Origin of the sequence: Maribacter sp. BPC-D8 (assembly GCF_035207705.1) — a bacterium.
GTDB lineage: Bacteria > Bacteroidota > Bacteroidia > Flavobacteriales > Flavobacteriaceae > Maribacter.
On sequence record NZ_CP128187.1, the window covers coordinates 148,279 to 161,661 of the forward strand.

The window sequence follows — 13,383 nt, forward strand, 5'->3', positions numbered from 1 at the left end:
AAAGGCTCTGTAAGTAAAATTACAGAGCCTTTTTTTATTGCAAATGTTTTAGGGCTTAATGAACCTTGCGAACCACTTTTATATTGTTTGAAAGATCAAAACAACCATTGAATTCATCAAATGTCCAGCCAGGTTCCATGCCTGTTAGTCCATCTTCATATCTAATGTAGTAGATAAAACAAGTGCCTTCACCTGCAGCATTGAAATCAACTGATTTTAAATCGGCCAGCGTTGGTGGTATGCCAAGTATTTTACCAGATTCATCGGTAATAATCCAAGAACTATTTGCTCCAGAAGCATTTTCATTAGTTAGAGAAATACCAGTTACAAAATCAGCAGTTTCATCGACAATAAATTCAAACGGACCTCCGGTAATTGTACCGGCTTCCGGTTTTGTTCTAACTACTGTCAATGGGTTGGATAGCGCAAAATTCCCTGTAACGTTATTTGCATTCATATCTACTGCAAGTCCCGTAATTTCACCTTCGTAACGAGCATACCAAATTAGGCAAGTTCCTGCTCCTGCACCATCAAAATTGACACCTTCTACAGCTTCTAGAGTAGGAGGTAGCCCTAGAATTTTTCCTTGGTCATCGGTAATTACCCAAGTGTTTTGAGTACCCGAAGCATTAGAATTGTCTAATGTAATACCATATACATTGTCTACTATACCATCAACACAAAAGCTAAATGGACCTCCAGCTAAAGTACCTGCATTTACGCCCTGTACTCTTTGAACTTCAATAGGGTTAGATAAATCAAAGCATCCAGTTAAGTCTGCAGCGTTATTGCCCATGGCTGCACCTTCTAAACCATCTTCATATCTTAAATACCAGATTAAACAAGTGCCAACACCGGCAGCATCAAAGTTTACGCCTTTAACGGCATCTATTGTTGGTGGAAGACCAAGAATATTCAATTCTTCATCGGTAATAACCCATGTACTATTTGTTCCTGAAGCTTGAGAGGCATCTAGCATAATGTCGGTTACATGATCAGCTTCACCATCTACATAGAATTTATATGGTCCACCAGTTAAAACTCCCGCTTCTGTTTTACTTCTAACTACTTCAATTGAATTAGATAAATTAAAATTACCCTGTAGGTCATTTGCATTCATATCAACCGCTAGTCCATTCAATTCACCTTCGTAGCGTAAATACCATATTAAGCAAGTGCCGGCACCAGCGCCATCAAAATTCACGCCTTCTACTGCATCAAGAGTAGGTGGTAACCCAAGTATTTTTCCTTGGTCATCTGTAATGACCCAGCTACTATTACTTCCATTAGATTCTGAGCTATCTAAAGTAATTCCATAAACATTGTCTACTTCACCGTCAACACAAAAATTAAAAGGTCCGCCAGAAATTGTTCCTGCATTTGCGGCATCTAAACGAGTAACTTGAATAGCGTTAGATAAGCTAAAGCAACCTTCAAGTTCACCTGCGTTCATACCAGCTTCGGCACCAACTAAATCATCTTCATATCGTAAGTACCAGATAAGACAAACTCCGGCTCCAGCCATATCAAAATCAACTTCCTTAACTGCATCTAATGTAGGTGGTAATCCAAGAATATTCAATTGATCATCAGTAATTACAAAAGTGCTGTTACTACCTAATGCATTTTCGCTATCTAAAGAAATATCGGTAACAAAATCGGCAGTGCCATCTACGGTGAATTCATAAGGTCCGCCAGAAAGTACACCTGCCATAGTTTCATTCCTTTGCACCTCGATGGAATTCGATAAATCAAAAGAGCCTTCAAAACCATTGGTGTTCAAACCCATTTCTAGTCCGGTTAGCCCTTCTTCATAACGTAGATACCAAATAAAGCAAGTACCCGCTCCTGCAGCGTCAAAATCAACTCCATATACAGCATCTAAAGTTGGAGGAAGACCAAGGATGTTATTTTGGTCATCAGTAATTACCCATGTACTCATGCTACCAGCAGCGCTTTCGCTGTTTAGGGCAATGCTATTTACCATATCAGGTATGCCGTCAACACAAAAAGTAAAGGGTCCGCCGGCTATGTCACCCGATGCAGGTATGATTACATTAGAGACGGCATTATCGTCATCTGAGCAACTTGCCATAACTAGCAAGAGCATTAAAATTGATAAAAAGTTGAAATTTTTCATATGTTCTGTTTTTTTGGTTACAGGCAAATGAATAAAATTCATATAACAATGTAATCACAAGAATATCAACTTATTGTGATAACTCTTGTGATACTTTCGTGATATTTATGGAGTATTCCCTATTTCAATAGGTGTCACGGTAATATGTTGACTATTAGTGTGATGTTTGCTTTTGTGGCTAGTCCATCTAAAAAATGGCAAGTAGTGATTTATACCCTTGCCAGCTGCAAGTGCCATCGCTAGTTGTAAAAGTTTCGTAATCATTACTGATGCTATAAGTGTCTATAGTCGTGCAAGCACCTAATGGAATTTCTCTCAGTTGAAGTTCAAAATGAATAAGCTCATTAACATCGGATGGAGATAGAATTTTTCTTTTGTTATTTAAGCTTGCAGTTAAAATACCTTCTTTATTTAAAATAGTAATTGTTTGGCGCTTGCCATGAAAACAACCAATAGAAGTAATTTGAATGGTATAATGTTCGCCATGTTGTAACATTTCAACCATTGTCGGCATACGCTCTGATGAGTATGTATTATCCGCAGTTACTATAGAATGGTCTACTTTAAAACTTGTAGTTAATATGAAAATAGAAAATAGGAATAACCAAAGTTGCTTTTTAAATATCATAACAATCTTTATTCAATTATTATGCCGATAATTTTGCTGGTTGAAGGCAGAAGAATCGGCATTTATATATATAAAGACTGTAAATAATTTCTAATGTGGCAGAATATTACATTTTAGAACTTAATAGCGCATAAAATGTTTCGATACCATAAGCAATTTGTCCAATTTTTAAATTCTCGTTCGGGCTGTGTTGATTGTTATCTGCGTTGACCATTGGTACAATAAATGCCGGAATTTTCAATTCATTGATGAATGGAGAAATAGGAACTGTACCACCCATGATTCTTATTTGAACAGGCTTTTCTCCGAATTTAGTTTCCATAGTTTTTACAATGCTATTCCCAAAGGGATTATTCAAATCTGTACGAAAGGCATCTGTAACAGTACCTTCTTTAATGGTAACTATTCTGTCATATTTCAAACGGTCTTCCATGGTAGGCTCGGTACTCATTACATGAAAGCCTTGATTTTTAATATGCTCTTTTACTAATTTTTTAAGTCTGGTACCATCAGATTCTGGTACTAGCCTTAAGTCTAATTCTGCAGTGGCTGTAGCCGGTAAAATTGTTCTAGCCTGATCACCGATCCATCCAGAACCTAATCCGCGAATATTCAAAGAAGGGTATTGTAAAGCTTCTTGGTAAAAGCTACCTACTTTTTCAGGAGTAGAAATTGCTAAATTTTTATTGATCTCTTCGATATTATCTGGTACACTTTTTATAATTTCTAATGTTGCTTCATCCAAAGTTATTCCGTCATAATATCCTTTGATTAAAACTCTGCCATCAGCATCTTTCATAGTAGCTAAAAGTTGCGCTAATTGAAAACCAGGGTTAGGAGCGTAGTTTCCGTAATGCCCACTGTGCTGAGGTTTTATTGGTCCGTGAGTTGTGATAGACAACGTAGTAATACCTCTACAACCATAAACAACGGTCGGTTTGCCAGAAACATGCACCGGACCATCATTGATAACTAAGAAGTCAGCTTTAAGTAAATCTTTGTAGGTGCGCACAGCTTGTGGTAAGGGAGCGCTACTTTTTTCTTCTTCACTATCTAAAATGACTTTTACGTTATAAGGTATTTCAATACCGTCTTTTTTAAGTGCATCAATGGCATTTAAAAACATAACAATAGGTCCTTTATCGTCAGAAGTAGATCTTCCAAAAAGTCGCCAATCATAATTAATATCATCTTCTAAATCTGAAAATGCTTCCTTTTTCCAGCCATTATCGGTTTTAGATTTCAGTACTACTTTGTAAGGGTCAGGTTGGTCCCATTTTTTAGCATCAACAGATTGACCATCTAAATGCATATAAAATAAGATGGTAGGTTTATTGTCATCCATCGGTAGGGCAGCAAAGAAAAGTGGTAAACCTTCTGTTTCTAAAATAGTACTATTGAAGCCGCGTTCGGTAAACTTTTTTCTGAGCCAATAGAGGTTAGTGTCTATATCATCTGCGTTTAAGGCATCATTAGGTATGGCAACAAATTCTCTTAATTCTGCAATAGCATTGGCAACTTTAGATTTTATTAGAATAGTGTCTTGTGAGTAGCCAGAATAAAGAGATATAATTAATAGAAGCGTTAGTAATTTTTTCATGTTCGTTCTTGTGAATATATTCTTTAAATGTAAGCAAAATGCGGGGATTTGAGCTCTATTTAGATTGTGGTAGTTGTTAAGGTTTTCTTTATTCAAAATGATTGTACCGAGAAATCAAGTTTAGTTGTTGTGTATCATTTATGGTAGCAATACAAAGTCAGTTAGTTATGTGTTTTTTGGGAGTAAGTTTCAATAAAAAAGGTTGCCAATTTTGGCAACCTTTTTATTATTTGAAGTATTGAATAATACTTATTAGTAATTTAAAATATTGAATATCAACAGAATTGGAATCGTAGATTTATTTGCTAGCTTTTAAGCTGACTATTTTTATAATAATAACACGGATTAAAAGTATAAACGGAAATCCATGTAATACAACATCAAACCAATCCATAAAGACCATTCCCTTTGCTCCACCAACAATCCATTTCAGTTTACCCCAAATATGAGGTTCAGGAAAAAACGGTGCTAAGCCTAAGGTTAGGCATAGTAGAATAATTAGTTTCCAGTTATTTATGAACTCTTTCAAATTAACGTATTAGTTTTGTGAACTCAGCGGTTTTATCAGTTCCATTAGCGGTCAAATACTTAATAAAAGCAGAGCCTATTATTGCACCTTTAGCAGTTTTGGTAGCCTGCTTAAAAGTCTCTTCATCTTTAATACCGAAACCTACTATTTGTGGGTTCTTTAAATTCATTGCGGCAATACGCTCAAAATAACTTTCTTGTTCTTGACCAAAGCCCGATTTTGAACCTGTTACACTAGCTGAACTGACCATATAAATGAATCCGTCAGAAGCATTGTCAATTTGGAGAATACGCATATCACTCGTTTGCGGGGTAATTAGAAAAACATTTTTGAGTCCGTATTTCTTAAAAATAGCCTCGTACTCATCCTGATACACATCAAGCGGAAGGTCAGGTAAAATGAGCCCGTCAATACCAATTTCTTGACATTTTTTACAGAAAGCCTCAACTCCGTATTGTAACATCGGATTGAAATATCCCATGATAATTAAAGGAATAGAAACTGTTTTACGAATATCTTTTAATTGGTTAAAAAGTATTTCGGTAGTCATTCCGTTTTTCAATGCAGCGGTAGAGCTTTCTTGAATTGTAGGTCCGTCTGCAAGAGGATCACTAAATGGTAATCCTATTTCAATCATATCTACGCCGTTCTTTTCCAAATCTTGAATGATTTGAACGGTATCGTTCAATGCAGGGTAACCAGCAGTGAAATATATAGAAAGAAGCTTTTTGTCTTCTTGTAACTTTGTTGTAATTCTATTGCTCATAATAGGTTATGCTAGCTTAAAATAATCAATATATGTGTTCAAATCTTTATCGCCACGACCAGAAAGGCTGATAACGACAACGTCATCTTTCTTGAATTTTTTATGTTCGAAAATTGCAAACGCATGCCCTGTTTCAATTGCAGGAATAATACCTTCTAATTGCGATAATTCTAAACCTGCCTCCATAGCTTCATCATCGGTAGCCGAATAAAATTCTGCACGACCAGATTTGAATAAATGAGAATGCATAGGGCCCACACCAGGATAATCTAATCCCGCAGAAATAGAGTAGGGTTCTGTAATTTGACCATCTGTTGTTTGCATCAGCATAGTTTTGCAACCATGAATAATACCTACTTTACCAAGTGCAGATGTTGCAGCACTTTCGCCAGAATTTATTCCTTTACCAGCAGCTTCAACAGCAATAATACCAACTTCGGGTTCGTCTAAGAAGTGGTAATAAGTACCAGCGGCATTACTGCCACCACCAATACAAGCCACCACATAATCAGGATTTTCTCGCCCTTCATGTTCTTTTAGTTGCCATTTTATCTCTTCAGATATTATAGATTGAAAACGCGTAACCATATCTGGGTATGGGTGTGGACCAATTGCAGAACCAATAATGTAATGGGTGTCTACAGGGTTGTTGATCCAATCTCTAATAGCTTCGTTGGTAGCATCTTTTAATGTTCTACTACCAGATTTTGCAGGTCGTACTTCTGCGCCAAGCATTTTCATACGGGCAACATTCGGGGCTTGACGGGCAATATCAATTTCACCCATGTAAACGATACATTCCATACCCATTAAAGCACAAACAGTAGCGGTAGCCACACCATGCTGACCAGCACCAGTTTCGGCAATAATTCTAGTTTTGCCCAATTTTTGAGCCATTAGAATCTGACCGATAGTATTATTGATCTTGTGGGCACCAGTATGGTTAAGGTCTTCTCTTTTTAAATATATTTTACAACCGTGCTTTTCAGAAAGGCGTTTAGCAAAATATAGGGGAGAAGGTCTACCAACATAGTCTTTTAAAAGCTGATTAAATTCTTTCTGAAAAGAATCTTCATACATCAGTTTTAAATAATTCTGTCGTAACTCTTCTACATTTGGGTACAACATTTCGGGTATAAAGGCACCGCCAAATTCACCGTAGTAACCTTTTTCGTCAGCATTATAATTCATAGCGCTTCTTTAAACTTTTGTAATTCTTCAATATTTTTCAATCCTGGTTCTATTTCAAAAGAGCTATTGACATCAATGGCATAGCAATATTTTGATTCAGGCATTTTCATAAACTCATTAATCTTATCAAGATTATTTAAACCAATACCTCCACTTAAAAAATAAGGTTTGGTAGAGGGGTAATTTTTTAAAACAGACCAGTCGAATGTATATCCATTACCACCTGGTAATTTTCCTTTGGTATCAAAAAGAAAATAGTCGCACACATTTTCATAGGGCTTCAAAACATCAAAATCGAATTCTCCTTTTATAGAGAAGACTTTAATGATATCTACTTTCTGATTTAATTTCTTTAGTTCAGCTGCAATTTTAATGCAGTATTCTGGCGTTTCATGACCGTGTAATTGTAAGCCTTGCAATTGATGTTTACTTACCATATCAATAACATAATCAAGGTCAGCATCAACAAAAACTCCGACTTTACTTATGGTATGCGGAAGTTCGGGAATTTCACCTTCAAAAAAACGAGAAGAAGATTCCCAGAAAATAAAACCTAAATAGTCTGGTCGCAATTGTGCAACTTCAGCTGTATTCAGTTTCATTCCGCAAATCTTTAGTTTCATTAGTTCTTCAAGTTTTTGATGAATTCAATCGCACTTTTACCAGGGTTATCTGTCTTCATAAAATTCTCTCCAATTAAGAAACCTTGGTAGCCAAAAGGTTTTAATTCTTTGATAGCATCAACAGAGCTTATTCCGCTTTCAGATACTTTTACAAAATCATCGGGTATCAGTGTAGAAAGTACTTTACTGGTCTCTAAACTAACCTCAAATGTCTTTAGATTTCTATTGTTTACACCTAACATATCTAAACTTGGCATAATAGATTTATGAAGTTCGGCTTCATTATGTACCTCTAATAATACATCTAACCCTAAGCTTTTGGCAAGTTCAGAAAAGGTTTTAATTTCTTGCTTTGTTAGAATTGCTGCAATAAGTAAAATAACATCGGCGCCATTTGCTTTGGCTTCGATTATTTGATATTCGCTAATGATAAACTCTTTACGTAGCAACGGAAGTTTTACCGATGCACGTGCTAATATTAAATCTTCAATAGAACCACCAAAATATTTAATATCTGTAAGCACGCTCATGCCACAAACTCCGGCATTCTCATAACCTTTAGCAACCTGCCCAACATTTGCATTTTGATTAATGCTTTCTTTGGACGGAGACCTACGTTTAAATTCAGCAATAATACCTGTATCACTATTTTTAAGTGCTTGAGCCAAAGAATTCGTTTTTCTTTCAAAAAGCACGGAAGCCTCATATTGAGAAACCGAAATAATAGATTTCTTCAACTCAACTTCTTTACGTTTATCAGCTACTATTTTATCTAGAATGTTCATGAAATATATCTTCTTTTGTAACATCGTCAATTTGAGGACAAAGCTTTTTTTAATTTTTACTCAACTCTTGTATTTTCTTTAAAGTTGCTAGTCCGTGTCCGCCTAACAATGATTCTTTTGCTTTTTCAAAACCTTCTAGAGGTGTTAGGTTGTTTACTGTCGCAATTGCAATACCAGCATTAGCACACACAACGTTATTCTGTGGTTCAGTACCTCTGCCTTGCAAAACATTAAGGAAAATTTGAGCAGAAGTATCAATAGAATCTCCGCCTACAATATCACTTTGCTTAATTTGTTTTACACCAAAATCAGATGGTTTTAGCATGCTTTCAGTATGGTTAGAAATAGTTTTAGTGCTTCCGGTTAAAGAAATTTCATCATAACCATCTAAAGCATGTAGCACAGTAAAATTCTTATCGGTTTTCTGATAGAGGTATCCGTACATACGGGCAAGCTCTAAGTTGAAAACACCAACCATTTGATTTTTAGGAAAAGCAGGATTCACCATAGGGCCTAACATATTAAAAAACGTTTTTACTCCTAAATCTTTACGAATAGGAGCCACATTTTTCATGGCAGGGTGAAATAGGGGAGCGTGTAAAACACAAATACCTGCTTCATCAATACATTTTTCTAGGAAGCCAGCATCATTGCTGAATTTTATCCCTAGAAATTCCATGACATTACTACTACCGCATTTAGAAGATACTCCGTAGTTACCATGTTTTGTAACTTTTACTCCCGCACCTGCGGTAACGAAAGAAGCCAAAGTTGAAATGTTAAACGTGTCTTTACCATCACCACCAGTACCACACAGGTCAATTGGGTTGTACGCCGATAAATCTACTGCCAAACATAAATCTAGTAATGCATCTCTAAATCCTTCAAGTTCTTCAATAGTAATACTACGCATCATATACACGGTTAAAAATGCCGCAATCTGACTAGTATTGTAATCACCTTTTGCAATATTTACCAAAATGCGTTTAGCATCTTCTTTGGAAAGTATTTCGTGATTTATAAGTTTATTTAATGTCTCTTTCATTTTTTTAATAGTATTACCTAGTTAGTATATCGTACATAGAAGTCTTTGATAATCTCACTACTTTATACTCTTTACTATACTTTAGCATTTAACCAGTTCTCTAGCATCTTTTTTCCTTGTGGAGTAAGCACTGATTCTGGGTGAAATTGTACTGCTCGAACATCAAAAGTTTTATGACGAAGCGACATAATTTGACCGTTTTCATCTAAAGAGGTAGCCTCTAAAACTTCTGGTAAATTAGGATTCACCACCCAAGAATGGTATCTGCCTACTTCAATTTCTTTAGGTAGTCCTTCAAAAATCACGTCATCTTTAGTGATTTTTATTTTAGTTGCAATACCGTGATATACTTCATCTAGGTTTATTAGAGAACCACCAAAAACTTCAGCAATAGCCTGCTGCCCTAAACAAACACCGAATATACTTTTGGTAGGTGCGTATTTTTCGATGATTTGTTTTAATAATCCCGCTTCATCAGGAATACCAGGACCTGGAGAAAGTACTATTTTATCAAAAGCATCAACCTCTTCTAGCGTAAGTTGGTCATTACGTTTTACAATAACCTCGCAACCTAATTCCTCTAAATAATGCACTAGATTATAAGTGAAACTATCGTAATTGTCTATAACTAATATTTTCTTCATCTTAAATGTCTTCAGCTATTTCTAATGCCTTGGTCAAAGCGCCTAGTTTGTTATATGTTTCTTGTAGTTCGCTTTCAGGGTTTGATGCAGCCACCAATCCGGCGCCAGCCTGATAATGTAGTTTATGATTTTTACTTAAAAAAGTTCTGATCATGATAGCGTGGTTGAAATTTCCTGAGAAATCCATGAACCCTATAGCGCCACCATAATACCCACGACTCGTTTTTTCATATTTTTCAATAAGCTGCATTGCCATATGTTTAGGCGCGCCACTTAATGTACCGGCAGGAAAAGTATCAGCTACCACTTTCATGGTAGGTATATCATTTTTTTTCATTCCGGTAACCTTAGATACGAGGTGAATTACATGAGAGAAAAATTGTACTTCTCTATAGTTTTCTACTTTGACCACATTACCATTTCTACTAAGGTCGTTACGAGCAAGATCTACTAACATTACGTGCTCACTGTTTTCCTTATCGTCGGTCTTTAATTCTTTTGCAAGTTGCGCATCTTGTTCATCATTTCCGGTTCTTTTAAAAGTACCAGCTATAGGGTGAATTTCAGCTTTGCCATCGCTAACAATTAGTTGTGCTTCTGGCGAACTACCGAATATTTTAAAATCTCCATAATCGAAATAGAATAAATATGGTGACGGATTAACAGAACGTAAGGCTCTGTAAACATTAAACTCATCACCTTTAAAACCTTGAGAAAAACGACGGCTTAATACCAATTGAAAAACATCGCCACGTTGACAATGCTTTTTGGCTAAAGCAACCTGTTCTCTATATTCTTCATCTTCTAAATTAGATTCTCTATCGCCTTCTATTTTAAAATTATAGGTAGCAAAATTTCTAATACTTAACAGTTGCTCTAATTCAGGAATATTATTCTCTGTGTTATAACAGTGCGCAAAAAGATAAGCTTCGTTCTTATAATGGTTTATAGCAATGATGTTTTGATAAACTGCATAGTAAATATCTGGAATATGAACCGAGTCATCTTTAACCGATATATCTACATCTTCAAAGTAACGAACTGCATCATAAGCCATATAACCGAACAGGCCATTATTTATAAATTTAAAGTCGTTAGTATCTGCCTTGAAAGTTTTGCTGAACGTATCAATAACAGCAACAACATTAGTGTCTGCCGTAATTTGAGTCTCTTCAACAGTACCATCAGGAAACTGCTTTGTAATAATTTCATTCTCCACTTTAATAGATGCAATTGGGTTGCAGCAGATGTACGAAAAGCTATTATTATTAGCGTGATAATCACTACTCTCTAATAAAATACTATTAGGAAAGCGGTCTCTTATTTTCAAATAAACGCTTACCGGCGTCATGGTATCGGCAAGAATTTTTTTATGATATGTCTTAAATTGATAGGTCATAGGTACTTTTATAAAATAAAGAAGGCTTGTCGTGATGACAAGCCTTTATATAGTTTTACTACAATGATGCTTTGCTCACGATGTTTTTCGTAAGTTGTTCCACCACCAAGTATTTGCGATTAAATTTTTCATTGAGCATCAAATATAAAGAGGAAATTTAAACTATCAAACTTTACCTAGTCAAAAATAAAAATCCCTTTGAAATTTATCAAAGGGATTTTAAATTGTTGTAATTCGATTGTTTTAAAACGATTATAGTGCTAAGTCTACCACTAAGTCAAAATCATCATAGATAGCTTTGTCTCCTAAATCATCAAAAAAGCTTCCTGAACCATATTTAATATCAAATTTAGTTCTATCAATTTTCACAGTTGCAGTTGCTTTGTTTTCAAACATAGAAACTACTAAGGTTACTGGCTTGGTAATACCTTTAATAGTTAAATCTCCGGTAACTGTATATGAGTTATCGTTCATAGCTTTAACAGAAGTAAAAACTAATTTAGCAGTCGGGTTGCTTTCAACACCAAAGAAATCGGCAGACTGTAAGTGACCTTCTAATTTTTCTTTTCCTTGTCCTGCTTCTAAATCACTAACGCTAATTGAAGTCATATCAACAACAAATTCACCGCCAGTTAATTTTTTTCCGTTCATTTCTAAATGACCAGATTTTAGGTTGATGCTACCATTGTGTGCTCCGGTAACTTTGTAACCTTTCCAAGTAACAGTGCTTTCGCTAACTTTAATTTCTTTTTTCTCTCCATCAATTGGTGTAGAGGCTGTAGCGCTAAATCCGAAAACGGCTACGAATGCTAAACTTAATAATGACTTTTTCATGTTTCTAATTTTAAATGATTGTGTTTAATTTATATATGCGTAATAATTTGTTCTTTAGAATATCTAACCTTTGGGTGATTTTGGGTGTCATCTTCAGCAGATCTATAGCCTACAGCTAAAACTACTGCAGCATTTAAGCCTTTATCGGTGAGACCTAAAATTTCATTGTACTGCGCTTTGTCAAAACCTTCCATTGGGCAGGTGTCAATTTCCATTTCAGCGGCTATAGTCATTAAATTACCTAATACAATATAGGCTTGGTTAGATGTCCAAGTGTTCTTGTAAGCATCAGGTAAATCTAACAGCGTAGATTTCATAATTTGCGAAAACCCTTCAAGATCATCTTTAGATAGTCCTCTAATTTTCATGATGTTATTAATGTAATCATCAATCATAGTGCCGTCAAAAGTAGGCTTATTGGCTAAAACAATAACATATGATGCATCAGTTATTTGCGATTGGTCATACGAGGCAGCTCTTAGTTTTGTTCTGGTGTCTGCATCTTCAATTACATAAATTTCATAAGGTTGTAACCCGTAAGAAGAAGCTGTTAAATTAGCAGCGTCTAATAAGGTTTCTAAATTCTCTTTGCTCACTTTTTTGGAGCTGTCGAATTTTTTAGTGGCATAACGCCAGTTTAATTTTTCTAATATTGAATTCATTGGTAAAACTTAAAATTTATTTAATAGTTCATTGAGTTCGTTTAATTCGGCTTCGGCGAAGTTTTTAAGTATTCTCTTCTCTGCTTCAAAAAGTATTCCATCAATTTCATTTAGCATATTTAAACCACCTTCGGTGATTACTATTTCAACCTTTCTTCTGTTTTTTAAGCAAACAGTTCTATTGACAAAACCTTTTAAAATTAATTTATCGACCAAGCGGGTAGTGTTACTCATTTTAGTAACCATGCGCTCATTTATAGTAGAAAGATTAGCAGGGTTACCGTTCTGACCTCTTAAAATTCTTAAAACATTAAACTGTTGAATTGAAATATCAAAAGGTTTAAGTACCGTTGCTATTTCTTCGTCAATTTTATTTGCAACCAATGCCATATGTATTAATGTCCGTTTTGGCAATGGCATGCTTTGGTTTGTTTTAATGATTTCTTCTACATTCATGTCGATACAATAATTGTATATACAAATGTAATCCTATTTTAATTATCTAAATGCCTGAGTTAATTAAATATTTGTTAAAAA

14 protein-coding genes are annotated in these 13,383 nt (G+C 35.3%); all 14 read right to left on the reverse strand.

Annotated features, from left to right (window positions below; genetic code table 11):
- Positions 1-55 precede the first annotated feature (55 nt).
- Positions 56-2,140: a hypothetical protein gene (locus QSV08_RS00620; protein WP_324025706.1), complete on the reverse strand. Its 2,085-nt coding sequence runs from the start codon at positions 2,138-2,140 to the stop codon at positions 56-58.
- Positions 2,141-2,327: 187 nt separating this feature from the next.
- On the reverse strand, positions 2,328-2,768 hold the full coding sequence (locus QSV08_RS00625; RefSeq protein WP_324025707.1) for a hypothetical protein: 441 nt from the start codon (positions 2,766-2,768) through the stop codon (positions 2,328-2,330).
- A gap of 106 nt (positions 2,769-2,874) precedes the next feature.
- Positions 2,875-4,368 (reverse strand): M20/M25/M40 family metallo-hydrolase, encoded by a 1,494-nt coding sequence (locus tag QSV08_RS00630; RefSeq protein ID WP_324025708.1) that lies wholly within the window; start codon positions 4,366-4,368, stop codon positions 2,875-2,877.
- A 298-nt stretch (positions 4,369-4,666) separates the two neighbouring features.
- Positions 4,667-4,897 carry a hypothetical protein gene (locus tag QSV08_RS00635; protein WP_324025709.1) on the reverse strand — a complete coding sequence of 77 codons (231 nt, stop codon included), beginning with the start codon at positions 4,895-4,897 and terminating at the stop codon, positions 4,667-4,669.
- Position 4,898: 1 nt separating this feature from the next.
- Positions 4,899-5,663 (reverse strand): tryptophan synthase subunit alpha, encoded by a 765-nt coding sequence (trpA, locus tag QSV08_RS00640; protein ID WP_324025710.1) that lies wholly within the window; start codon positions 5,661-5,663, stop codon positions 4,899-4,901.
- A 6-nt stretch (positions 5,664-5,669) separates the two neighbouring features.
- Positions 5,670-6,854: a tryptophan synthase subunit beta gene (trpB, locus tag QSV08_RS00645; protein WP_324025711.1), complete on the reverse strand. Its 1,185-nt coding sequence runs from the start codon at positions 6,852-6,854 to the stop codon at positions 5,670-5,672.
- Entirely contained in the window at positions 6,851-7,477 is a 627-nt protein-coding gene (locus tag QSV08_RS00650) for a phosphoribosylanthranilate isomerase (RefSeq protein WP_324025712.1), read from the reverse strand. The genes trpB and QSV08_RS00650 overlap by 4 nt, the downstream gene beginning before the upstream one ends.
- On the reverse strand, positions 7,477-8,262 hold the full coding sequence (trpC, locus tag QSV08_RS00655; protein ID WP_324025713.1) for an indole-3-glycerol phosphate synthase TrpC: 786 nt from the start codon (positions 8,260-8,262) through the stop codon (positions 7,477-7,479). Before trpC ends, QSV08_RS00650 begins: the two co-directional genes overlap by 1 nt.
- 49 nt (positions 8,263-8,311) lie before the next feature.
- The gene (trpD, locus tag QSV08_RS00660) at positions 8,312-9,307 is read right to left on the reverse strand and encodes an anthranilate phosphoribosyltransferase (RefSeq protein ID WP_324025714.1); all 996 of its coding nucleotides are present in this window, start codon (positions 9,305-9,307) and stop codon (positions 8,312-8,314) included.
- 74 nt (positions 9,308-9,381) lie between these two features.
- Positions 9,382-9,951, reverse strand: coding sequence for an anthranilate synthase component II (locus tag QSV08_RS00665; RefSeq protein WP_324025715.1), 570 nt, complete (start codon positions 9,949-9,951; stop codon positions 9,382-9,384).
- A 1-nt stretch (position 9,952) separates the two neighbouring features.
- The gene (locus QSV08_RS00670) at positions 9,953-11,350 is read right to left on the reverse strand and encodes an anthranilate synthase component I family protein (protein WP_324025716.1); all 1,398 of its coding nucleotides are present in this window, start codon (positions 11,348-11,350) and stop codon (positions 9,953-9,955) included.
- Positions 11,351-11,602: 252 nt separating this feature from the next.
- Positions 11,603-12,184 (reverse strand): YceI family protein, encoded by a 582-nt coding sequence (locus QSV08_RS00675; RefSeq protein ID WP_324025717.1) that lies wholly within the window; start codon positions 12,182-12,184, stop codon positions 11,603-11,605.
- Between the two features lie 29 nt (positions 12,185-12,213).
- Positions 12,214-12,846, reverse strand: coding sequence for an NAD(P)H-dependent oxidoreductase (locus QSV08_RS00680; RefSeq protein WP_324025718.1), 633 nt, complete (start codon positions 12,844-12,846; stop codon positions 12,214-12,216).
- 9 nt (positions 12,847-12,855) lie between these two features.
- The gene (locus tag QSV08_RS00685) at positions 12,856-13,302 is read right to left on the reverse strand and encodes a MarR family winged helix-turn-helix transcriptional regulator (RefSeq protein ID WP_324025719.1); all 447 of its coding nucleotides are present in this window, start codon (positions 13,300-13,302) and stop codon (positions 12,856-12,858) included.
- Positions 13,303-13,383: the final 81 nt, after the last annotated feature.

What these genes read in the sequence shown, in the direction of transcription:
- QSV08_RS00665 (WP_324025715.1), bottom strand. Translation starts at nt 9,951, where the DNA reads ATGAAGAAAATATTAGTTATAGACAATTACGATAGTTTCACTTATAAT.
- QSV08_RS00680 (WP_324025718.1), bottom strand. Translation starts at nt 12,846, where the DNA reads ATGAATTCAATATTAGAAAAATTAAACTGGCGTTATGCCACTAAAAAA.
- QSV08_RS00630 (WP_324025708.1), bottom strand. Translation starts at nt 4,368, where the DNA reads ATGAAAAAATTACTAACGCTTCTATTAATTATATCTCTTTATTCTGGC.
- QSV08_RS00675 (WP_324025717.1), bottom strand. Translation starts at nt 12,184, where the DNA reads ATGAAAAAGTCATTATTAAGTTTAGCATTCGTAGCCGTTTTCGGATTT.
- QSV08_RS00670 (WP_324025716.1), bottom strand. Translation starts at nt 11,350, where the DNA reads ATGACCTATCAATTTAAGACATATCATAAAAAAATTCTTGCCGATACC.
- trpA (WP_324025710.1), bottom strand. Translation starts at nt 5,663, where the DNA reads ATGAGCAATAGAATTACAACAAAGTTACAAGAAGACAAAAAGCTTCTT.
- QSV08_RS00625 (WP_324025707.1), bottom strand. Translation starts at nt 2,768, where the DNA reads ATGATATTTAAAAAGCAACTTTGGTTATTCCTATTTTCTATTTTCATA.
- QSV08_RS00685 (WP_324025719.1), bottom strand. Translation starts at nt 13,302, where the DNA reads ATGAATGTAGAAGAAATCATTAAAACAAACCAAAGCATGCCATTGCCA.
- trpB (WP_324025711.1), bottom strand. Translation starts at nt 6,854, where the DNA reads ATGAATTATAATGCTGACGAAAAAGGTTACTACGGTGAATTTGGCGGT.
- QSV08_RS00650 (WP_324025712.1), bottom strand. Translation starts at nt 7,477, where the DNA reads ATGAAACTAAAGATTTGCGGAATGAAACTGAATACAGCTGAAGTTGCA.
- trpC (WP_324025713.1), bottom strand. Translation starts at nt 8,262, where the DNA reads ATGAACATTCTAGATAAAATAGTAGCTGATAAACGTAAAGAAGTTGAG.
- QSV08_RS00620 (WP_324025706.1), bottom strand. Translation starts at nt 2,140, where the DNA reads ATGAAAAATTTCAACTTTTTATCAATTTTAATGCTCTTGCTAGTTATG.
- trpD (WP_324025714.1), bottom strand. Translation starts at nt 9,307, where the DNA reads ATGAAAGAGACATTAAATAAACTTATAAATCACGAAATACTTTCCAAA.